This window comes from Maridesulfovibrio sp. (assembly GCF_965230075.1).
In the GTDB taxonomy this organism is placed as follows: Bacteria; Desulfobacterota; Desulfovibrionia; order Desulfovibrionales; family Desulfovibrionaceae; genus Maridesulfovibrio.
This window is the reverse complement of record NZ_OZ245945.1, coordinates 1,797,404-1,819,169: the sequence shown is the minus strand read 5'-3', so window position 1 is coordinate 1,819,169 and position 21,766 is coordinate 1,797,404. Positions and strand designations below refer to the sequence as shown.

Below are 21,766 nucleotides of genomic sequence, written 5' to 3'. Positions count from 1 at the left end.
TACTGATATCACTCACTTAATAACTATATTAACCAAATATATCAAGACTTTTTCTAGAAAAACACCAAAACATTTTAACGATCAAAACTTTCGCGTATCTGTTTAAAAAGACTAAATAAAAGAGCTCCGGGAACGGCCTTTCCATTAATTTCCATACTATCAATGCGAACGACAGTGTTATTGTTAGGTGTAACATTTTCTTCGGTCACAAGCACAATTTTTTTCTGTGATGAAACTTGTCCTTCACTGGCATCAATTACAAGAGTCCATTGCCCACCCTTCTCCTGCCACTCAAGGTCCACACTTCTATGTGAGTTTATACTGTTCTCGAGCAGTTTAACAAAATCTTCCAACGAAAAATGCTTGCGCCCCTTACCTGCAACACCAAGATACTCTCCCTCTGAATTACGAATAACTAAAGGACGTTCAAGATAATCAGAAGCAGGAAAAGAGGACTCATCAGGCCCGGATTCCCCAGCTCTCAGCAAACGGAACAACTCAGCCCGGTCTCGCTTTAAGCGACCGATCTCCATGGCCATGTCCATGATCCGTTCATTTGTCTCTGCGGAAAGCTTACGCTTTTCAGTCCTGAGAGTAGACACTTCTTCTCGTAAATCACGCAATTCAGCTTGAAAAAGAGCCTGATTGGACAACAGATCTGAAACCTTGCCTAATACCGAAGACAATCCTTTAATAACTGTCTCCATGTCCGAGCTGGACTCAAGACCGGCCCCATCGATCAACTGTTGATCATTTTTAATGTTTTCAACTAAAACACCGAACTTTAAGCTTAATTCATTTTCAATTTGTTCAGTTGTCCAATTCATTCCATACATCTCACGTATCCTCCTGAAAATTTCAACAACCTCTACAGAATACTTCTGCCTACGCCCCATCCCGCCTGTTGACGGCAGGAATTTAGAGTACTTATCCTTATAATAAACCACGGTTGACGGAGGAATACCCAACCTCCTGCCAACCTCTCTCAAACTTAAGTACTGATTTGACATATCCCCTGCTCACCTGTTGTTCATTTATCACCTTGATCAAACATTACACCCTATAAAAAAACATGTCAACAACCAATTGATCAACTAAACGCTCAAAAGAATAAACAAATTGATCAATTGAACAATACAATTAAACACTCTGACTGACAATGTAGACAAACCAAGTTTAGTGATTAATTTAATATATAGATGGGAAGAATCTCGACGGAGGGTATGTGAAAATAGGATCTAAACAAAACACAATATGCGAATTGAGTCGCCTTTCTGAAAAAAGATTGTAGTGCGTATAGTGACGGAGTAACATCCCACAGCCACGTAGCGTGGCATGCGCACTTTTCTCTTGCCCTGCTTAATGCTTAAGGTGTACTTAACGTTGAGGAGAAACGGGCATAATCCCAGCCCGAAAGGATAAAGCACTACAAGATGTTAGAAAAAATCAAGACCACAAATCTTCAGGAAGGTATGTTTGTCGTATGTTCTGCAAACGGCTATTCCAGCCTGCCACCGGAACTTTCCAACCATACAATTTCCTCTAAAGCAGATATTTCCTCTATCCTTCAGCTCAACATCAATGAAGTCCTGATTGATTCTGACAAAAGCACTGTTACAAACTCATTTCCCCAGACAACCTACTCTGAAGAAATTCTCTTCGCCCGCGAAGCATACAATGATGCCCTCAACTACGTTCAAAAAATATTTGAAACCGTAGAAAAAGAAGGGGCACTTGAAATCACTGAATATCAAGAAGGCGTAAGACCGCTAATAGAATCCATCGATAGAAACAACAGTGCCGCAGCAAGCCTTACTGTGCTCGCTAGAGCTGACAGGTACCTTTACACCCACAGCCTGAACACAGCTATCCTCAGCGCTATACTTGGTAGATATATCGGACTTTCACGCGAAGCAGTCGAAGAACTTTCCTTGACCGCAATGCTCATGAACATAGGTCAACTTTGGCTGCCAAAGAACCTGATGAATAAGAGGGGGAAGCTATCCAGAGAGGAGTTCCAGAAAGTTAAATTCCACCCCTTAAAAGGTTGTGAATACCTTGCCGGACAGGACTCACCTCAGGCTATAATCGACTCAATAAAAGCACACCATGAAAAATATGATGGCTCCGGATATCCGCAAGGCTTGTCCGGGAACGAAATACCTCAATTTGCGCGCATCATAGCAATATGTGATTCCTATGACGCACTAACGTCTGATCGCCCTTATCGCGAAGCCATGACACCGAACTCGGCCATTAAGCACCTATACTCCATGGCCAATACATCGTTTCATCCCAGATATCTGGAAAGCTTCATTAAATGTGTGGGAATTTATCCGGTGGGCTGTTTTGTAAAACTTTCTGACGGACGCTACGGAGTGGTAGTAACCAACACCCCGAAAGCCCCGCTTCTGCCACAGGTGAAGGTTGTATTCAGCAGTAGGTTCAGGGCTATTCATCCGGAATTTATTGACTTAGCCAAAAGGTCTGCCGACAACCAAGGCAATAATCTTGAAATTATCGAATGCATTCACCCGAAAACATTCAAACTGGAACTGGACCGGTTCCTCTGGTAAACCTGCCAGCTATACAAACTCCACCTCTACACGATCGACATAATCTTTGAGCGCCTCAAGCTCAGCATGGACCTTTTCAAGCTGGTTGCGTTCTGCACTACTTTCTATTCTCCGCCCAATGCCACCAAGCTGCAAAAAGCCATAATTCAAAGCTGAGCCTTTGAGATTATGCCCGATACGTGCGACCACAGCCATATCCCCGGACCCCAGAGCCTGTTCTAGGTCCTTAATCTCTTTATGGGTAATCTCCATAAAGCCCGGGATAAGACCCTGTAGATCTTTATCTATTTTCTCAATAATTTTAAAAACCATACAGTCCCTACCCGTACATGTCGCTCCAAAGCAAATAGCTTCCACAAATCCCAATAAATGGAAAAGGGTACCGCTTTTTCAGCGATACCCTTACCTATTATCAATTAGAACAGCCGCATGCAAAAACTAATTACCAAAAACGACTGATTATTTACAGTTACTATTCTTCAAGTTGTTGAATGCCGTCCAGCTTCCACATACCTTCAGATACTACAGGCTTTACAAAGTGCCATACTTCACGCACTTGAGAAGGCTGGGACTGAGAAGATTCTTCACGCAGAAGGACATCATAGTAGACAGTGACATGAGTAATGCCCCCCTCTTCCTTGACCTCCAGTAATCTCGCGTTGACCATCAGCACGTCAGTCTGGGACGGACCGGGATCTTCCTTGGCCTGCTGCTTGATCTCATTCACCACACCGGCAGTAGCAAACTGCTCAATGTCCGCCATATCACGGTTATCCCATGATTTCTGGAGGCGGGTGTATACGGCTTTTGCACCTTCGAGGAACTCCTCTTCATCAAAACCGGCAGGAATATTCACAGTAGGTCCGCTCTGCTGTTCTGCGGAACCTGCTGCCTGCTGAGCAGAAGGCTTGGAAGAGAGATGATCCCATGCATTCTGGGCAGCCTGCTCCCTGCGGACGTAGGGATCAGCATTAGTGTTGTTACGGCTAGGCTGGGAGTAATCCGGGCCGCGCTGATAATTACCCTGCCGATACATATCGTCCGTCCCACGGCTGCGGGACTTGAAAAATTTAAATCCGAGATAAACAAGCAAACCGATGATCAGGATGTTAAAAAATCCACCACCCATTCCACCGAAACCGCCTAACATTGAGCCGAGAAAAGTACCGGCCAGCAGACCGCCAAGGAGGCCCATACCGGGACGGGCAATACCGCCCTGCTGTTTGTTGGCACCGCCTGCCTGCTTCTGGGAAGTAGCTGTTGATGTCGGTTTATTGTAAGTCTTTGAAAAAGATGGCTTGCTGCCGAAGGATTTTCCCCCGCCCATTCTTTTCGCATCTGCATCACCAGCCATCACGGCCAGCAGGCAGACAACGGTAAGGGGAAGAACCAAATACCCGAGTAGTTTCATCTAATACCTCATTTACTTAGGTTATAAAAAAAGACCGCGACCGAAGCCGCAGTCCTTTAGATAATTACGCTAACGCCACCTGTCCAGTGATATCGGACTTATTCAAGACTTTTTTTCAGAAATCCGAGATCAACCATTGCCTCCCGTATCTTTTCCACATCAAGGGGCTTGGTTAGATAAATTGAGGCTCCACCTTTATAGTAAGCTTCAATAACGTTGGATGGATCACCAAGGGCACTGGTCATCATAACCTTGGTTTCAAGATTATGGGGAATGTTGAATTCTTTTTCGATCTCACGAATTTCCTTTAATGCCTCCTGCCCATCCATTTCCGGCATCATAATATCCAAGCAGATCAAATCATAACGGTTCCCGGACTCCAAAGCCTCAGTAAAAGCCTGAACAGCTTCGGCTCCATCCTCAACGGCATCACATTCACCATAACTCGTCATTACATGCGTAAGAAATTTTCTGCTCGCGAGTTCATCTTCAACAATTAAAATCCTCATATTATCTCCTAATCCCTTAGTGTACTGCTTTAGCTCTATATTAAATCACACTGGGATTATATATGCAATTATATACACAAAATTATCACTTCCGGTTTATGTTGCGCAGAGTTGAAATGAGGGGTAGTTATTCACAAAAACATAACAGGAAGTATTCATGATCCAAACAATATCATCCATATTTTCATTTATATCAGGAAAATACGAAAGCAACCCGCACTGGGACCACTGGCCGTTCGGCCCCGGTTACGGAGACTTCTGGGCTTCTGTTACAAAGATGCTTTTCGTCGCAGCCATACTCGGTGTAATTGTAATTTTCCTGCGCTTTCTCTTCGGTCCTAACGGAAAATTCAGAGACCCGGATCTTGACCGCGAAGCAGCGGAAATGCGTGAAAAAGCCCTCGCACAACTTGAGGAAGACTTGAAGGCAGGCAAAATTTCCGAAATCGACTATAAATTCAAGAAAAAAAGAATCATGCTGTAGACAGATGGAACACTTAAAAGAAATTTTCAACGAATTTGTCAGCCCTTACCTGCAAAGTGCAAATGACAGGGAGCGGCCTGATATTCAATTGAAAATTGATCACTCATTTGATGTTTTCGAAAACAGCCGAAACATCTGTAATTCCCTGCAACTCTCAGCGGAGTTGGCCGAGACAGCCCAAATAGCGGCTATCTACCATGATACCGGTAGATTTCCGCAATACCGTGCGTACGGAACATTCAAGGATTCAGAGTCCTGCAATCACGGGACACTGGGAGCGAGAACGGTTTTAAAACATAACCTATTGAACGGCCTTCCCAAAAAACAACGTAATACGGTCCTCGGCGCCATAGCCCTGCATAACCGCAGCGCATTACCCGCGTTCATCTCTGACGAACTCAGGACTTGCACCGAAATCGTTCGGGACTCAGACAAAATCGATATTATCAAGATTCTGATTCCGCATATGACCGGAGTCCAGTCAGGCAACGAAGTTCCACTCATGGGACTGAAAGAAAAACCGGGCGAAGTGACTCCTGCCGTTCTACAAGCGGTGAAGGAAGGAAGGCAGGGAGCCTATCAGGCTATGAGCTGCCTGAATGATTTCCGCCTACTTCTGCTCAGCTGGGCTTATGACCTCAATTTCGAATGGTCACGCAAGGAAATGCTTAAACGTGGATACGTTGACACACTCATGAATCAGCTTCCTGACACAGATCAAATACATGCGCTCCATACTCCGATAATAGAACAACTTAACTCTTGATCAATTTTATGGAATAATGAAATTCAAGATCTCTTGTCATTCGTAAATTTAAACTTACCTTTTCAAGTAGACCTTAAAAAACACAACAACTTACCACGGACAGCTAGAATATGACCGAAACCAATTACGACATTATCATTCTGGGAGCAGGACCTGCGGGACTGCAGGCTGCCATTCATTCAGCAAGAAAAGGACTCAAAGTACTTATCCTTGGTAAAAACGACAAGAGCAGCCTCTGGTGGGCGCACATTGAAAACTTCTGCTGCACACTGGAAATTTCCGGTGAACAGATTCTGAGAACAGGTCAACAGCAGGCCGAGAGCTTCGGTGCTATTTTCTTCAACGAAGACGTACTGAAAATCAAAACCCCGGACCTTATGGACCTCAGCGGCGGCGGTTTTACCGTGACCACCGAGACAAAGGAATTCAAGACCAAAGCAATCATCATCTGCACCGGAACCACCCGTAACAAACTGGGAGTTCCCGGCGAAAAAGATCTTTTCGGAAAAGGCGTGAGTTATTGCGTGGAATGCGACGGCAACTTCTTCCGCGGTGAAGAGGTTGCAATTGTCGGTGGAGAAAGTGCCGCAGCAGGTGGAGCTCTCCATCTCGCTCACCTTGCATCCAAGGTTCACCTTGTTTCTAAGGAATTCAACTTTGCTCCGGAACTCATGGAAAAGCTCAAAGCCGAAGACATCATCATCCACGAAGGTGTTGAGGTTGAGGAAATCACCGGCGGAAGCGGTGTTGACGGTCTGGTGCTCAAGGATGGCAACAAGCTTGATGTAACCGGTGTATTCATCGAACTGGGCGCAAAGGGCGTCATGTCCCTCGCCGCAGAACTGGGTATCCAGCTTGATGAGTCCATGAAATTTATTGAAACCGACAAGCAGCAGCGCACCAATGTTCCCGGAATATTCGCAGCCGGAGATATCTGCGGGCCGCCGCTCCAGATGGCTAAAGCCGTTGGTGAAGGATGTGTGGCAGGTTTAAGCGCTGCCAAATACGTCCGTAAGGCTTAAGAACTGATGCGCTAGGCGCTTTGATGAACTGATTTCGCCTCTGGCGGCTTAAACCCTTTTTAAAAAAAGGGTTTAAGAATCCCATAAACTTTCAATAATTTTAAATCAACTAAACATAAAAAAGCCGGGCTAACCTTTTGGGCAACCCGGTTTTCTTATTTAGCGTTCTGAATAAATATAGTTGGGATATAATACCGCTTTCCCGGCAAATTCACCCGAAACATCCTCCGGTAACACCCCGATGGTGGCGATAATATTATAGCCGGCTCCCTGTAAGCCCTTGCGCACAGCCTCGCAATAATTCAAATTTTCTGGATAATTAGATGGCAACATGAACAATTTTTGCCAGCCGGAAAATCCGGCCTTGGATAGATTCTCCATGAGCGGAATCCGGAAGCCCTCAGCCCTATAGGAAACAAGAAAAACCGGAATATTCCTTTGCAGCAAAAACTCAAAAAGAACAACAGAAGGTTTAACCGCTGGAAGAGAACTCAAAATAACATTAGACTCTAAAACTGTATGTGCAGCATTATTATCTGAAAAACCCTGCTTCCTGCGCACTTCATAGGTGGAAAGCATAACATCTTCCACCACCATCACTACTGCAGGATATTTCACTTGCTCCCGAATAGCCTTGACCGCCAAGTCCGCAACAGACTCCGCCTTGTGAGAAACATCTTCCTTATACTTACCGCTCCCGTGATAAGCTACAATCCGCTCCCGAACATCAGGCAGGGAAACCATCTCCACAGGAGCCTTAATCTTGCGCTTTTTTGAAGCAACACACCCGCTGACGCAAGCCAGCATCAAAATGAAACAAATCAACCGCAACTTCAAATCATTCCCTCCAGCAAATTTCCTATTCAAGGGGAATTAGCACAAGTAAGTCACAGCCGACAAGTCCGTCCTGTTGAACTATTTGTTTTTCCTTATAAAAACAAAAGCTCCAGCCACGGCGGTAAAGGGAGCAACAGTTACCAAACCGAAACTGCCTACCAAAGTCTTCAAAATTTCAGCAGAAACATACACAAAATTGAAGGTATTTATCAGTGGTACTCCCTGAGCCATGAAAGCCATAAGCAAGGTAATAAATCCACCGGAATAGGCCAACAACAAGGTAGTGGTCATGGTTCCCACAACCGCCCTGCCGACTCGGATACCGGAGGCAAGGGCCTGCATGTGACTAATTTCAGGGTTAGCGCGCACCACTTCATCCATACTGGCCGCCACATCCATGGCAAGATCCATAACAGCCCCGGAACAGGCCAGAAAGACCGCCGCAATGTAAATACGGGTCAAATCAAGATGCCCGAACCCGGAATAAAGCAATGTCTCGGCAAAAGGCATCACAGCCCCATGCAGATGCAACTCTCCGGTAAAATATATCGCCAGCAGGCAACTGGTGAAGACCCCGAGAAATGAGCCCAGAAAAGCAACCACACCCTTACGGTTAAACCCGGCAACCATAAAAATTATCACCGCGCAAAGTCCTGCCACTACTCCTAGAGTAATCCAGACCGGATCAACTCCCTTTAAAAGAGCCGGAACGAGCAGCTTCCAGAGCACCAGTGCCGTGAACATAAATGAGAATAAAGCCTTAGCCCCGGTCCAGCCTCCGAAGACAAGTAACAGAAATGAAAACAGCAACAGCATGGTCAGTTCAAGATCAATACGGTAATGATCCTGAGGCACTGCAAACATGGGCTTACCATCTGCATCATAAGTAATCACCGCAAGAGCCTCGTCACCGGGAACAAAGAACTTATCCTTATCCATCTGACCTAGAAGTTCGTTGGTCCCCGTAAGCACCTGCCCCTCAAACCGTCCTTCAAGAACCTTCATGGTCACAATTTGCGGGCCGGTTTTTACCATACCGAACTGGTCAATATCCGAATTATCAACCGAAACAACTTCCGCACGACATCGTTCAGCATTTTCAGCAACACGCTGGTCAAATTCAGTGGGGATAAAATAAAGAATGGCAGTCAAAACCGCGAACACCGCTACAAGAATGAATTCTCTGTTTTTAAATAATCCGGACATGATCTCAGGGGTTGGAAATTTATCATATATGCTAAAGGCGGGACATCGAGAGATGCCCCGCCCGAAACAGCTAAAGTACGAAGGGTATGCTATTTGACAGCAAACTCAGCGTTATTGATGCTGGCATGAACTTTAGGAGTCATGCCCATGATAGCCATAATTTTGTACGCGATATCAACATTGTCGTAGTAACCGTTGAAGGAAGAAGAACCAACGCCCATTGCGGAAGTCGCAACAGGAACACCGGTGTGCTTGTAGGAAGTCCAGCCAAGACCGGCGTTGTTGTTCAGTACGTGGGTAATAGTCACGGTCAGGGGATCATAACCACCGTAGAGGTTGTAAAGTTCGGGATTCTTGAACTTTTTCTCGCCCTTCATGGTGCGCTCGTAAGCTTCCTTGAGCATTGCAAGCTGGTAATCCTTTACAACAAGGGGATTCTTCTTGGCGTCACCTTCGAACTCAAGGCCGAAAAAGTGAGTGATGGTGGGCTGGAAGTCTTCAAAACTTGCATTGCCTTTGTGTTCTTCTTTCCAAAGTTTAACAACTTCATCAGAGAACTGCTGGAAGGAAATAGTCTGGGACTTAAGAGCATCGTAGTAGGAACCGTACTTGGTACCTGCGAAACCGAGAGTAAGACCACCACACTCGTGGTCACCGGTTACAACGATAAGGGTTTCTTTGGGATGTTTTTTGGCAAACTCAACAGCTTCTTTGATGGAATCATCAAAAGCGATGGTGTTTTTAATAAAAGCGGTAGCATCGTTAGCGTGGCAGGCCCAGTCAATCTTTCCGCCTTCAACCATAAGAAAGAAACCTTCAGGGTTGTCGAGCATTTCGATTGCCTTGGAAGTGAATTCAGGAAGAGTGATATCCTGAGGACGCATATCCATGGCGTAAGGCAGAGCCTTGGAATCCTGCAGCCATGCGTTCCAGGAAATAACTTTGCCGTCAGCAGGCTTAAGGGCCATGAACTCTTCTTTGTCAGTAACTACTTTGTAACCGGCTTTCTTGATCAGTTCGAGAGCGTTACCTTTGTAGTTTTTAGAATTTTTCTTCTTATTGGTAATGTCTTTCAGACCGCCACCACCAAAGAAATCAAAATCACTTTCGGAGAGAGCAACGTCGATGTCGTAGTACTGTCCGCGGGTGGGAACGTGTGCATAAAATGCGGCAGGGGTAGCGTGGTCAATGGATACACTGGAAACAATACCTACTTTCTTGCCGTCAGCTTTAGCCATTTCAGCAATGGACTTAACATGCTTCTGGTTAGGAGCCATGCCGAGCATACCAATGTTGGTTTTCTGGCCGCTGGCAAGTGAAGTAGCGGAAGCTGCGGAACCGGTAATAAATCTGTCGGCAGCGTAAGTGGTGGTCATTCCCTGTGCGGGGAAGGTGTTCATGAGGAGCTGTTCGCCGGTGAATGCTTCGGTAGCGCCCTTCTGAGGCAGTCCCATACCGTCACCAATGAAGAGGAATACGTACTTGGCAGGCTTGCCTTTGTATACACGGACCATTTTGGCCTTAGCGTATGCAGGTGCTGCAGCCACAAACATGGCACAGACCAGAAGAGCCATCAATACTCTGAGTTTGTTGGAAAATCTCATCACTTTCTCCTGATAATTTATTTATTTGAAAAACGGGAATAACGACCCATTTCACAAGGGGAGTCTTATCAGTCGAATGTGTCCATTATGTCACAGCAGAAAGGATATTATGCAAACCCTTGTTTAACCCAGTTGCATTTTACAACTAACAATTACACTTCTTAATACTAGACAATTCCAGCCTCATTAAGTATATAATAGACAGTTAATATTGTTTAACAAAACAAGGACAACCCCGGTGCGTAAAAATTTTATTCCCATCTCAATTATACTTACAGTTCTCTTCGGGCTTGCTGTCGCAGGTTATGTCTCTCCTGAGAAGAAAGAGAAAATCCCCGTCCGCATTCTATTCAAGAACAGCGGCGGTAAAGTAATCTTCACTCATATACGCCATCACCGGGATTACGAAATCCCCTGCGACAAGTGCCATCACGAGCGAGAAACCAGTGATCAGGAACCGCTCCCCTGCGGATCATGCCATCCGGAAGCCTTCGACAAAGATTACGTGCGAGAGCATATCCGTTCCTTCCCGGACACCAGTTATTGCGTGCAGTGTCACCATGCTGAACTCGGCAAACTTAATTTTGATCATACTGCTCATGAAGAATATGCGGACAATGATTGTCAGGCCTGTCACCATGACACTGACATAGAAGAAGAACCGCAGAAATGCGGCAATTGCCACACCAACGCGGGAACAGCAGAGATACCAAGCGTAAGGGATGCTGCCCATGACCGCTGTATTGACTGCCATGACGACATGTTTGAGGCAGGTCTTAAAGGCTGCACGCCTTGTCATAAAATGCAGGATATGAAGGAATACTCAGGAGACTTCACCGCTTGCGGCCAGTGTCATCAGGAAAATGATAAGGATCTCGTGCTCAACCGAACCAGTGCTTTCCATGACCAATGCATGGACTGCCACAAGAAACTGCAACGCGGCCCCTACAAAGACAGCGACTGCTCTAAGTGCCATTTAAAATAAAGGAATATTAAATATGAATCCTCTATTTTCACTAGTTCCATCTGAACGCGGCCCCATAGTCAACACATGGGAGCAGGATCTTGGCGGCCCGTTAGAAATATCCCTTGAAATCACCGGGCTTGAACCGCTTGTGCAAATCAATGAGCAGGTAGCAAAAGCTCAACCCGTGGCAGTAGATCCGGCCGGTAGCAGGCCGACAATTCACAGTTCTATCTCCGGCACTGTGACCGATATCAAAAAAGACTTTATCACTATCAAGGAAGAAGGCACCCGCGTTGCCATACCATCAGAATTTCCCGCGACAGGTTTCCGGAAGATGCTTAACGCACTGCGCGAGAATGGGATTAATGTCCGGGGACTAAAACAAGACTGCACCCTGATAATCAACGCCATGCCCCATGAAGTCGGTATGGACGGGCACCGTTATCTGATTGAAGAATTCAACGATGTCATGGTTACCGGGCTTAATTATCTAAAGAAAGCACTCTCCCCAAAGGCATGTGCATTGGCCTACCCTACCGGAATGGATTGGACCATTCCCGGCGGCACAGGATATGATATCAACCCGGTTTATCCCAACAGCCTCCCGGAACTGCTTACCAAGACCATCACAGGCCAAGAGCTGCCTTCCGAAGTCTGCGTAATTGATGCAACAACCCTTTACCGTATCGGAAGAACCATCCACGGATGCCAGCCTGTAACCCTGGTCATTGTTAAAGTAGGTGCCACAGCTTTCCTTACTCCGGTGGGCACACCCGTGGGCATACTTCTCAAACTGGCCGGATTCCGGCCCGCCGAACATGACCGTGTCATCCTCGGCGGACCGCTGACCGGAGAAGCTGTATACAGTCTCAAACACGGAGTAACCCCGGAAACACAGGCCATAACCATCCTTAAGGCAAACAAGGGGCCAACAGTAAAAGACAATCCCTGCGTGGGCTGTGGAGAATGTGTCATTCATTGTCCGGCCCGGCTGGAACCGAATATGATTTCCCGGCACGCGGAATTCGGACTCTTTGAAAATACATTGGCCTACAACATCGCCTCCTGCATTGAATGCGGACTTTGCGGATACTGGTGCAGGGCCCAAAGGCCGCTGCTGCAATACATCCGACTGGCAAAAAAAGAACTGGCGGCCCAGCCGATAATCGAAGACCTCAGGGGGCAGAAATGAAGCCATTAAACGGGTCCCCCGTACTGACAGTCTCCATTCCTCCCCATGCCCATTGCGGGAGGACATTCAAGCAGGATGCATTGGAAACAATTATTGCTCTGCTTCCTGCTGCGGCCTTTGCTGTCTGGCATTATCAGATGCTGGCTGTTCGAGTACTGGCACTTTCCTGCTTTACGGCGGTAATTACCGAAACCATATGCCTGTATTTTATGAAGAGGGAAATTGAAGCGGACAACTACACAGCCCTGCTTTACGGCCTGTTGTTCGGTTTTCTTATTCCTCCGGCAGCACCATGGTGGCTGGTGGTCTCAGGAAGCTTCATCTCAATTTTCATGGGGCGCATGATTTTCGGAGGCCTCGGCACCAACCCGCTCTGCGTCCCGCTGGTAGGTTGGGCTGTTCTGGTTGTTTCATGGCCGGACCTAATGGATTTTGACATGACCATGCTTGCTTCAGAACTGACCTACCCATTAAGCCAATTGAAAAACTTCGGTCCGGAAACACTGGATGAATATTCGCTTAAATCCCTGCTGCTCGGCTTTCAACTGGGCGGAACAGGAGCGACTCAAGCCGGCGCGGTCATACTAGGCGGAGCTTATCTTCTGGGCCGCAAAATTGTCCGGCCCGACATTCCGCTTGCATTCATAGCCGGAGTTGCAACAACCGCAGCAATTTACTTTTTTATTGATCCTCTGGAATACGCTTCCCCTGAATACCACCTGCTCTGCGGCTCTACCCTGTTCGGGGCATTCTTTCTGGCAACGGATGGACCTTCTTCACCTGCAGGGCATATTCCCATGCTCGTCTACGGATTCATCGGCGGAACACTGGTTGTCATCATCCGGGTCTATGGCATTTACCCGGATGGAATACCCTTCGCCATCCTGTTGGCCAACCTGATGACTCCGCTGGTTGATAAAATCAAGCCCGGACCATTCGGCGGCATAACCAACATTCACCTGCGGAGACGGTCATGAAAGAAGGTTTAAAAATGATCGCTGTGCTGACCCTGATCTGCGGGATGTTCAGCGTAACCCTCGCCAGCTTGAAAGAAGTTACTGAAGCTCGCATTGAAGAACAGGTACTGACTTATGTGCAGGGGCCTGCCATCAAGCAAGTGCTCAGCGGGTATGACAATTCCCCGGTAAAAGACCGTAAGAAATTCACCATTCACGGCAGCGAAAAGCAAATAACCGTCTTCCCAGCTTTGAAAGACGGAAAGCTGCTCGGCGTAGCTCTTGAAACTTTTGCCAAAGGTTACGGCGGAGATGTGGGAGTTATGGTAGGGTTCAACTTAAGTGAGGACAATCTGTCCGGCATCGGAATTACCACCATGAAAGAAACTCCCGGTGTAGGTTCCAAAGTTGCCGGACACGGTTTCACCAGCCAATTCAAGGAGCACTCCATGGCTGTTGAACTGACCTCCAAAGGCGGAAGCATAGAAGGCATTGCCGGGGCGACCATTTCCTCCACTGCTTCGGTTGAGGCCGTCAAACAGGCTGTCTCCATTTTCCAAAAAATCAAACCGCAGATAACTCAAGCTTGGGCACAGGGGTCATAAGATGAGCAGATTATGGAAAGAATTTTCAAAAGGACTCTGGAAGGACCTGCCCCCGTTCAAGGTAGTGCTCGGCCTATGCCCGGTGCTGGCAGTAACCAAGACTGCTGATAACGGTTTCGGCATGGGCATGGCAGTAATCTTTGTACTGACCATGTCCAACATCCTTGTTTCCATCTTCCGCAAGATCATTCCGCCTAAGGTGCGCATTGCCTGCTTCATCGTAATCGCTGCCTCGCTGGTTGTTTCGGTGGAGTTGCTCATGCAGGCCTTTGCTTATCCGCTCTACCAGCAACTAGGCATCTTCGTGCCGCTCATTGTGGTCAACTGTATCATTCTCGGTCGGGCGGAAGCCTTTGCCTCCAAAAATCCCATCATTCTTTCCGCTGCGGACGGCTTGGGAATGGGTATCGGCTTCACCATTTCCCTGACCCTGCTCGGCGGACTGCGCGAACTTTTCGGTTACGGGACCATTTTCGGCAATCAAATTATGCCCGCCAGTTTCAAACCGTTTTCATTTATGGTCGAGGCCCCGGGGGCCTTCGTCTGCCTCGGACTTATGCTCTCGGCCATGAACATATTCACCAGTTGGCAGGCTCGGAGAAAAGGACAGGCTATACTGGATAATCCCGGCCATGACTGCAAAACCTGCGGTATTTGTAGCCGATAAGGAGAATCTGCCATGAAAGAATATTTCCTGCTCTTCATCTCGGCCATATTCGTCAACAACATTGTCCTTGCCCAGTATCTTGGTAACTGTCCGTTCATCGGAACTTCCAAGAAAATATCCGTGGCTATAGGTATGGGCAGCGCAGTTGTCTTCGTCGCCACTATGGCAGCATCAATCACATGGGCTGTGCAGGAATACCTGCTTGATCCGCTGGGATTGCAATACCTCCAGACCCTGACCTTCATCCTAGTCATTGCTTCACTAGTCCAGTTCGTAGAAATGTTCCTGAAAAAGGCAGTACCTCCGCTTTATAAATCGCTGGGTATCTTCCTGCCGCTGATCACCACCAACTGTGCGGTGATGGGTATAGCCATTATCTGCCAGCGGGAAGAATTCACTTTCATCAAAACCGTGACCTTCTCCTTTGCTTCGGGGATGGGTTTCATGCTTGCGCTGATTGTTCTTTCAGCCATCCGGGAACGGATTGAAGTCTCCCGGACACCCAAATCCATGAAAGGAACGCCCATTGCGCTGGTCATGGCAGGCTTGATGTCACTGGCATTTTTTGCCTTTAAAGGTATGATTTAAATTTAAACAGAATCCCTATCAGTTTAAAAAATAGGCAAAGCATATGATTCTTAATTCACTTCTTGTACTCATGGGACTGGGTTTTACTGCCGCAACCATTCTCGCTGTGGCCTCCAAAATCCTGTACGTAAAGGAAGACCCGCGTATTGCGCAGGTTGAAGACGTACTTCCGGGGGTTAACTGCGGCGGCTGTGGTTATGCCGGCTGTAATGGTGCAGCCAATGCAGTGGTGGAAGGTAAATCCGGGGCCAATGTCTGTGTCATCGGCGGCATTGAAACTGCGCAGGCCGTAGGCGCAGTCATGGGGTTGGAAGTATTAGAAATGGAACCGGAACTAGCCTTCCGGGATTGCACAGGCGGAGAACGGGCCGAAGAACTTTTTAATTACGAAGGTGCAAACAACTGCCGCGCACAGGCCCTGCTCTATGACGGAGCCAAGACCTGCCCTGAAGGATGTCTCGGGCTTGGAACCTGTGTAGCTGTCTGTCCTTTTGATGCTATCCACATGGGACCGGAAGGATTACCCGTTGTCGATCCGCTGGCCTGCCGGGCCTGCCGTAAATGTGTTGAAGCCTGCCCGCGCGGAGTTCTTTCCATTGTTTCTATGAGTGCCAAACTACTCCACGTGGAAGAGGTTAATGATTGCCTCGCTCCCTGCCAGCAAAAATGTCCCGCTAATATCAACATTCCCCGCTATATCGAAGCCGCCAACAATGGAGACTACGCCGGAGCGGTCAACATCATCCGTGAACGCAACCCTCTGCTACTGGTTTGCGGCCGGGTCTGCCCGCGTCCCTGTGAAACCGTCTGCCGCCGTACCCATGTGGATGAACCGGTAGGGATCAACATGATCAAACGGTTTGTGGCTGACTGGGAAATGAACAACAACCTGCGTTTGCCTATCCCCTGCGCCAAGGAAACCGGACGCAGGGTTGCCATCATCGGCGGCGGTCCCGCAGGACTTTCCTGCGCCAATTACCTTCGCCGACTCGGACATAGTCCGACCATCATCGAAGCCATGCCTGAACTGGGCGGACAGCTGCGCTATGGCATCCCGGAATACAGATTACCTAAGAAGGATCTGGCATGGGAAATCCAAGGTATACTTGATCTGGGTGTGGAAGTACGCACAGAGCAAAAACTGGGTACGGACTTCACCATTAATGACCTTGAAGAAGAAGGATTCGAAGCCTTTTTCATGGGTATTGGAGCATGGGCCAGCGGGACCCTGCGTATTGACGGAGAGGACGCCCAAGGAGTGCTTTCCGGAACTGAATTTCTTACCGCTGTAGGACTGGGTCAGACACCCAGCATCGGGCCCAAAGTCATCGTTGTCGGAGGCGGAAACACCGCCATCGATGCGGCCCGGACCAGCATACGATTAGGATGTGATGTTACCTTGCTTTACAGAAGAACCCGTGACGAGATGCCTGCCAACACCGAAGAAATTGAAGGAGCAGCGGATGAAGGAATTAAGTTTGTATTTTTAGCCGCTCCCACCAAAGTCATCATTGATGATAAAGGCAAAGCCACCCATCTGGAATGCATAAGAATGGCACTTGGTGAACCGGACGAATCCGGGCGGCGCCGCCCTGTACCGGTAGAAGGAACCGAAGAACGTTATCCTGTGGATACAATCATTTCCGCTATCGGACAGAAGCCGCAGCTTTCCTGCTTTTATACCGATGGCGAAGAGCAGTGCAATATCGACTTCACCCGCTGGAGGACCATCGACGCAAACCCGGACACCCTGCAAACATCAATACCCTTGGTCTTTGCCGGTGGTGATGCTGTTTCCGGACCTGATCTGGTCATATCTGCAGTAGGAGCCGGAAGACACGCTGCCCGTTCTATCCACTATCTACTGACCACAGGTGAGATACCTATGGCCGACAACACCATGCGCGATCTGATTCCCTACACCCTTTTTAAGGATGTTGACGGCTGCAAAAACAAAGTACGTACAGAGATGCCCCACAACTGCACCGGAGAAGACCGGACAACAACCTTCAAGGAAATTGAAGGCTGTCTCAATGAAGAGGAACTGCGCTACGAAACATCTCGCTGCCTGCGCTGCGGGCTGATCTGCTATGACCGGGATGTTCCGCTGAAAAACATATTTACCAATCGGGTCGGGGAAAAAGTAGAATAGATCTCAGCCTGCTAAAAAAGATCAGCGGCTCAGAAAACATCAGATGCAAGACGCAAGAAAAACACTGGAACAATGAGCATAAAAAAAGGCGCACCGGGAATTCCCGGTGCGCCTAAACTTTGATCGCTCAAAGTTATTATTTCTGGAGGCCGGACTGTACGTCCTTGAGGAGCTCCTGAACCTTTGCAAGCTTAGCCTGCTCTTCTTCGCTGAGCTGAGCTCCAACGTAAGCAGCTTTCTGGTTCATTTCTTCAATAATGCCGTCCATAATAATATGTCTGGTTTTAGTGGGAAGTTTTTCGAGTTCAACCAGTCTGCCGTCTACAACAGCCATCTGGGAATTCAAGGCTTCCACGTCACCGCGTACGGTCTGCAGATCTTTAACTTCAGCGGTAAGGCTGGTCAGATTCTGGTTCAGGCCGTAGAAAAATACTACGAGAAGAACTACTGCCATGAAAGAGATGATAATTGCTACCTTACCCATGTCTTTCTGAGCAGTTTCGCTGACGCCTGCTGCGACGTCCTCAGCCAGCACTTCTTCAGTCTGCTGGTAATCTTCCATCTGATGCACTTTTTCAGTTGCTGCGCTCATTTTTTTCCTCCTAAATGATCGTGTTTATAACGAAAAAGGACTATACTGCAAGGACGATTTCAAATCAAGAATTTAAACCTTTTTTAAAAATTTTGATCCATCCTCCCTGTAAACACTCCGTGATTCTCACAAATATCCAACCAGCGCAACCATGTTATTTCCAAAACATTCACTTTAATTTTTTAACCGCAAAAAAATCCCCGGGCACAGCCACTTACCGGAACACCCTGAGCTTTATAATCACATCCCGGCACAATATTTGCTTTTCTTTATAAAAATAAATTTACGGAAAAGATTTCCTAACAATACTCTCAGGAGCCTGAAATGTTCACCAGCTCAGTTTTAAGTGGATCCAGCACTGCCGGAAGCTATTTTTCAAACATAGCCAACAACTCTCAAAGCGCAAGAACTCCTAATATCTCAAGCAACTTAACGCCTTCACAGATACGCAGACAATTGCAGATGCAGTTTGCAACCATGAGCTTTGGACTGGACTCCAGTGAACAGCAGCAGGTGAATGGATACTTCTCACAGCTGAACAATATTTATGGTGTCAACGATTCGTCTATCCGCGAAGAACAGGAAAAAAAATTCAAAGAACTGAAAAAAGAACTGGATGAACTTTACGGCCTTGATAAGGAACCCAAAAAACTCACTTCCGAAGAGCAAAAGAAAGTAGACGAAATTCAGACAAAACTGGACGAACTTTATGAAATCGTTCCCACCAAAGATCCTCAGGGCGCAGACCGCCAGAGGGCAGAAAGTCTAAAATGGGAACTTAAAAAGATGTATTACCCTGAAGGCAAGGTGCTCTCCGCTGCGGAAAAGAAGAAGGAAGCTTCCATTCAGAAGGAACTGAAAGAACTGTTCGGCATAACCGGCCCCAAAAACTTGACTAAAGAAGAACAAGCCAAAGCGGATGAGTTAAGAGCTCAAATAGACGAGATTAAGGGGACCACTAAAAAGGAACTCAATGAAGAGGAAAGCAAACGGGCGGAAACGATCCTCGCTGAAATGGAAAGAATCGCCGGAAGTCTGGTAACCCACGGTCTCAGCAATGCAGAAAAGACTCTTTATTATAAGCTAGATGACCAATCAGATGCTCTTAAAGCAAAGGCCAAGGAGACAGGCCTTTCTGACGAAGAGCAGGACAAACTTGCCAAAATCACAAATAATATCAACACTCTGCTCGACAAAGCAGCTGCAATCCAAGAACAGCAGGATAAGCAGGCAAGTCAGGTCCACGGACAGTTGAACGGCTTCTTCTCACAATTGGGAATGATGGGTGGCGGCACCCTGCTTTCAAGAAGCATTTAGATTTATCTTGAAAAGCGCGTCATTTTTTCTTACCCCTAAGTCCAGCAGCAATTAAACGGAGCAATGCTCCCTTACATATAATTTCAGGCCGAAAGGAGTAAGTAGATATGCCGATTTATGAATTTAAATGCCCTAAATGCGGTAAGGAATTTGATGAGCTGGTTATGCCCGGCAAGGAAGCCAAGGCTGACTGCCCCGAATGCGGCCAGAAAGAATGCGAGAAGCTACTTTCCATGGGTAATGTCCGTCCCAACGGTATCCCCAAAGGAATGGGCGGATACAAAGAGCCGTGTAAAGGATGTAACGGCTGCGGCTAAACAATCCAAAATTTATAAAAATAAGCCCTCGGAAACTTTTGCTTTCGGGGGCTTATTTTTTAAAATTTAAGTCCGAATATCAACGGATTGCGCATCACCTGATCGACGGTAGGTAAAGCAGGTATTTACATCAATGCCTAGACGCTCGTGGAGTCCTTCCAGCCATTGCGTGCGCCCAAAAGCATGAGTCGGCACAAAGATCTGAGGCTTGACCGCCCGTGCAAGCTCTCCACCTCCGGCGAGACTTTCCAACCTTCTATCCACATTGGAGAAAGCGATCTGAACACCATAATCAACAACCCTATCCACTGCAGAGCGGAAAAATGAGCGGGTAAAATCGATTTCATTCTGTGACGCGGTTTCCCAATCCCAACAGGCCAGATCGCCTCCATTATATATCCTCAGACCTTCAGGAGTGCTGAAAAGAAAGGCTACTCCCAGATCATTAGACATGAGGGTTTCGATTTCCAATCCATTGAATTCATACTTCTCGTCCGGTTCAACGATAAGAGCATCACCGAAATCAAGGTCGGGATACATTTCTTCAATATCATCTGAAATCACAGCCTGTAACGAAGCTGCCTTTACGCAGACATCACGGTAGTCCGGAGCAAAATGATCGAGATGGCTGTGAGAAAAAAAAGCGGTCACCTTTTTTCCGGCAAGAACATCCTGCAAAACGGACAAAACCTTTTTACTTCTGAATCTCTCTGCCGGAATATCAAAAACATAACTGTTTTCTCCAGCTTCAATCACAAAACAATTGTGGAAAATGTGAACAATGCGAACCTGCATAAAACTACTCGGCTTTTGCAGCTTCCTGCCCTTCCATAAAAGCACGGCTGACCGGAAGATAGACATGAGACCATGAAGTCAGATGGCCTGCCAGATATTCCGCCTCAGGGCCGGAACCGCAAAACAAATCTACCCGTGTACCTTTGATAGCTCCACCACGATCCTGAGCCATGACAATTTTAGCGAAAGGAGTCTTACTATTCGAATCCTGCTGAGGCAGACGGGTGGTCAAAAGAGCCAGAGAGCCAAGTGGAAGGACCTTACTGTCCACAGCAACACTGGCCATGGGAGTAAGCGGTGCCCCCATGGAACCGAACGGCCCTTCGTCATCTATTCTAAAAAAGACATAGCTGGGATTAGTGGTCAGCAGTTCCTTAACCAGATCAGGATTGGCATCAAGAAAAGCCTTGATCTTCTGCATGCTCATCCCTTCTTTAGGAAGAAGCCCGCGCTGAATCAGAACTTTACCAAGTGAAACATATTTCAATCCGTTTTTACCGGCATACAGCACATGCTTCACACTTCCGTCCGGCAACACAAGACGTCCTGAACCCTGAATCTGGAGAATGAACACATCAACTAAATCTTTGACCCATGCTATTTCAAGCCCCTTGCCCTGCAAGGCGCCTTCAAAATCGATATCCTCGCGATCGTAATATGGGTGAACTTCACCATTTTCCTGTCGGTAAATAAGGTGCTGCCCTCTCCAGCGATGATGGAATTTCCCGAGATCCAGAGTCTGGAGGTCGCTGGGAATGCTGTAAAGAGGGTATGGGTAATCCGGATGCGGAACCAATGAAGCTTCCAGATACGGTTCATAATATCCGGTCAATAAAGTACGTGGCGCCATGGAATACCAAACAAACTTCTCTTCCAAAAGCTCCGGTGATTCCTTAAGCAAAGGAAGAAGGCTAAGCATTTCCTCATTGGTACGCTTGAGCATTCCCCATGTTATCTGCATGCGTCCGTACTTTGCAGCCACAGCTTTCTCAGGTTTACGGGATAAAAAACTGATATTCCGTTCAATACCATTTTGCAGATCCAACCATGAAAAATCATCACCGCCCTGATATTGTAAACGATTTATAAGCCCGGTAACTTGAGCATCATCTACCTTGTTAAACCCCTTAGTAGGAGCATCTATGCGCACACTATGAGTCGAACAACCACCCAAAAAAGTAAGGAAAAGTATCCCACAAAAAA

23 protein-coding genes are annotated in these 21,766 nt (G+C 47.2%); 13 read left to right on the top strand and 10 right to left on the bottom strand.

All coding sequences use genetic code 11. The annotated features are described in order from the left end of the window. Positions 1-74: 74 nt before the first annotated feature. On the bottom strand, positions 75-1,010 hold the full coding sequence (locus ACO05Z_RS08240; protein ID WP_421901688.1) for a MerR family transcriptional regulator: 936 nt from the start codon (positions 1,008-1,010) through the stop codon (positions 75-77). 423 nt (positions 1,011-1,433) lie between these two features. On the opposite strand from ACO05Z_RS08240, the gene ACO05Z_RS08235 reads away from it, so the two are divergent. Then, positions 1,434-2,576: an HD-GYP domain-containing protein gene (locus ACO05Z_RS08235; protein WP_421901687.1), complete on the top strand. Its 1,143-nt coding sequence runs from the start codon at positions 1,434-1,436 to the stop codon at positions 2,574-2,576. A gap of 9 nt (positions 2,577-2,585) precedes the next feature. Here the strand turns inward: ACO05Z_RS08235 and ACO05Z_RS08230 are convergent, their stop codons facing one another. The 3 genes from ACO05Z_RS08230 to ACO05Z_RS08220 form a co-directional block, all read right to left on the bottom strand. Beyond that, positions 2,586-2,888: an Hpt domain-containing protein gene (locus ACO05Z_RS08230; RefSeq protein ID WP_421901686.1), complete on the bottom strand. Its 303-nt coding sequence runs from the start codon at positions 2,886-2,888 to the stop codon at positions 2,586-2,588. Positions 2,889-3,048: 160 nt separating this feature from the next. Next, positions 3,049-3,987 carry a Tim44 domain-containing protein gene (locus ACO05Z_RS08225; RefSeq protein WP_421901685.1) on the bottom strand — a complete coding sequence of 313 codons (939 nt, stop codon included), beginning with the start codon at positions 3,985-3,987 and terminating at the stop codon, positions 3,049-3,051. Positions 3,988-4,085: 98 nt separating this feature from the next. Beyond that, positions 4,086-4,496, bottom strand: coding sequence for a response regulator (locus ACO05Z_RS08220; RefSeq protein WP_421901684.1), 411 nt, complete (start codon positions 4,494-4,496; stop codon positions 4,086-4,088). Positions 4,497-4,653: 157 nt separating this feature from the next. Between ACO05Z_RS08220 and ACO05Z_RS08215 the strand changes: the two genes are divergently transcribed. From ACO05Z_RS08215 to ACO05Z_RS08205, 3 genes are all read left to right on the top strand, one after another. After that, the gene (locus ACO05Z_RS08215) at positions 4,654-4,980 is read left to right on the top strand and encodes an SHOCT domain-containing protein (RefSeq protein WP_421901683.1); all 327 of its coding nucleotides are present in this window, start codon (positions 4,654-4,656) and stop codon (positions 4,978-4,980) included. A gap of 4 nt (positions 4,981-4,984) precedes the next feature. Then, positions 4,985-5,746 carry an HD domain-containing protein gene (locus tag ACO05Z_RS08210; protein WP_421901682.1) on the top strand — a complete coding sequence of 254 codons (762 nt, stop codon included), beginning with the start codon at positions 4,985-4,987 and terminating at the stop codon, positions 5,744-5,746. A gap of 110 nt (positions 5,747-5,856) precedes the next feature. Continuing rightward, positions 5,857-6,768 carry an NAD(P)/FAD-dependent oxidoreductase gene (locus ACO05Z_RS08205; RefSeq protein WP_421901681.1) on the top strand — a complete coding sequence of 304 codons (912 nt, stop codon included), beginning with the start codon at positions 5,857-5,859 and terminating at the stop codon, positions 6,766-6,768. 159 nt (positions 6,769-6,927) lie between these two features. On the opposite strand, the gene ACO05Z_RS08200 is transcribed toward ACO05Z_RS08205, so the two are convergent. From ACO05Z_RS08200 to ACO05Z_RS08190, 3 genes are all read right to left on the bottom strand, one after another. After that, positions 6,928-7,512: an HAD family acid phosphatase gene (locus tag ACO05Z_RS08200; protein ID WP_421901680.1), complete on the bottom strand. Its 585-nt coding sequence runs from the start codon at positions 7,510-7,512 to the stop codon at positions 6,928-6,930. A gap of 171 nt (positions 7,513-7,683) precedes the next feature. After that, positions 7,684-8,811: a YibE/F family protein gene (locus tag ACO05Z_RS08195; RefSeq protein WP_421901679.1), complete on the bottom strand. Its 1,128-nt coding sequence runs from the start codon at positions 8,809-8,811 to the stop codon at positions 7,684-7,686. Between the two features lie 89 nt (positions 8,812-8,900). Continuing rightward, positions 8,901-10,415 (bottom strand): alkaline phosphatase, encoded by a 1,515-nt coding sequence (locus ACO05Z_RS08190; protein WP_421901678.1) that lies wholly within the window; start codon positions 10,413-10,415, stop codon positions 8,901-8,903. Positions 10,416-10,653: 238 nt separating this feature from the next. On the opposite strand from ACO05Z_RS08190, the gene ACO05Z_RS08185 reads away from it, so the two are divergent. From ACO05Z_RS08185 to ACO05Z_RS08155, 7 genes are read left to right on the top strand one after another with little or no spacing between them, the layout of a single operon-like run. Next, positions 10,654-11,400 (top strand): cytochrome c3 family protein, encoded by a 747-nt coding sequence (locus ACO05Z_RS08185; protein WP_421901677.1) that lies wholly within the window; start codon positions 10,654-10,656, stop codon positions 11,398-11,400. 13 nt (positions 11,401-11,413) lie between these two features. Beyond that, positions 11,414-12,574: a 4Fe-4S dicluster domain-containing protein gene (locus ACO05Z_RS08180; RefSeq protein WP_421901676.1), complete on the top strand. Its 1,161-nt coding sequence runs from the start codon at positions 11,414-11,416 to the stop codon at positions 12,572-12,574. Continuing rightward, positions 12,571-13,551, top strand: coding sequence for an RnfABCDGE type electron transport complex subunit D (locus ACO05Z_RS08175; RefSeq protein WP_421901675.1), 981 nt, complete (start codon positions 12,571-12,573; stop codon positions 13,549-13,551). The genes ACO05Z_RS08180 and ACO05Z_RS08175 overlap by 4 nt, the downstream gene beginning before the upstream one ends. Next, entirely contained in the window at positions 13,548-14,135 is a 588-nt protein-coding gene (gene rnfG / locus ACO05Z_RS08170; RefSeq protein WP_421901674.1) for an RnfABCDGE type electron transport complex subunit G, read from the top strand. The genes ACO05Z_RS08175 and rnfG overlap by 4 nt, the downstream gene beginning before the upstream one ends. A 1-nt stretch (position 14,136) precedes the next feature. Further along, complete coding sequence (gene rsxE / locus ACO05Z_RS08165) at positions 14,137-14,802, top strand: electron transport complex subunit RsxE (protein ID WP_421901673.1); 666 nt, start codon at positions 14,137-14,139, stop codon at positions 14,800-14,802. 12 nt (positions 14,803-14,814) lie between these two features. Beyond that, a complete protein-coding gene (locus ACO05Z_RS08160; RefSeq protein ID WP_421901672.1) occupies positions 14,815-15,390 on the top strand; it encodes an electron transport complex protein RnfA in 576 nt (191 codons plus the stop codon). A gap of 43 nt (positions 15,391-15,433) precedes the next feature. Next, positions 15,434-17,542 (top strand): FAD-dependent oxidoreductase, encoded by a 2,109-nt coding sequence (locus ACO05Z_RS08155; protein ID WP_421901671.1) that lies wholly within the window; start codon positions 15,434-15,436, stop codon positions 17,540-17,542. A 136-nt stretch (positions 17,543-17,678) separates the two neighbouring features. Here the strand turns inward: ACO05Z_RS08155 and ACO05Z_RS08150 are convergent, their stop codons facing one another. Next, positions 17,679-18,134 carry a hypothetical protein gene (locus ACO05Z_RS08150; protein WP_421901670.1) on the bottom strand — a complete coding sequence of 152 codons (456 nt, stop codon included), beginning with the start codon at positions 18,132-18,134 and terminating at the stop codon, positions 17,679-17,681. A 324-nt stretch (positions 18,135-18,458) separates the two neighbouring features. On the opposite strand from ACO05Z_RS08150, the gene ACO05Z_RS08145 reads away from it, so the two are divergent. Next, positions 18,459-19,451, top strand: a complete 993-nt coding sequence (locus ACO05Z_RS08145; protein WP_421901669.1) for a hypothetical protein — start codon at positions 18,459-18,461, stop codon at positions 19,449-19,451. 107 nt (positions 19,452-19,558) lie between these two features. Further along, the gene (locus tag ACO05Z_RS08140; protein ID WP_421901668.1) at positions 19,559-19,768 is read left to right on the top strand and encodes an FmdB family zinc ribbon protein; all 210 of its coding nucleotides are present in this window, start codon (positions 19,559-19,561) and stop codon (positions 19,766-19,768) included. 66 nt (positions 19,769-19,834) lie between these two features. On the opposite strand, the gene ACO05Z_RS08135 is transcribed toward ACO05Z_RS08140, so the two are convergent. Together ACO05Z_RS08135 and ACO05Z_RS08130 are read right to left on the bottom strand one after the other, a co-directional pair. Further along, positions 19,835-20,563, bottom strand: a complete 729-nt coding sequence (locus ACO05Z_RS08135; protein WP_421901667.1) for an MBL fold metallo-hydrolase — start codon at positions 20,561-20,563, stop codon at positions 19,835-19,837. 4 nt (positions 20,564-20,567) lie between these two features. Then, complete coding sequence (locus ACO05Z_RS08130; RefSeq protein ID WP_421901666.1) at positions 20,568-21,713, bottom strand: murein transglycosylase A; 1,146 nt, start codon at positions 21,711-21,713, stop codon at positions 20,568-20,570. Positions 21,714-21,766 lie beyond the last annotated feature (53 nt).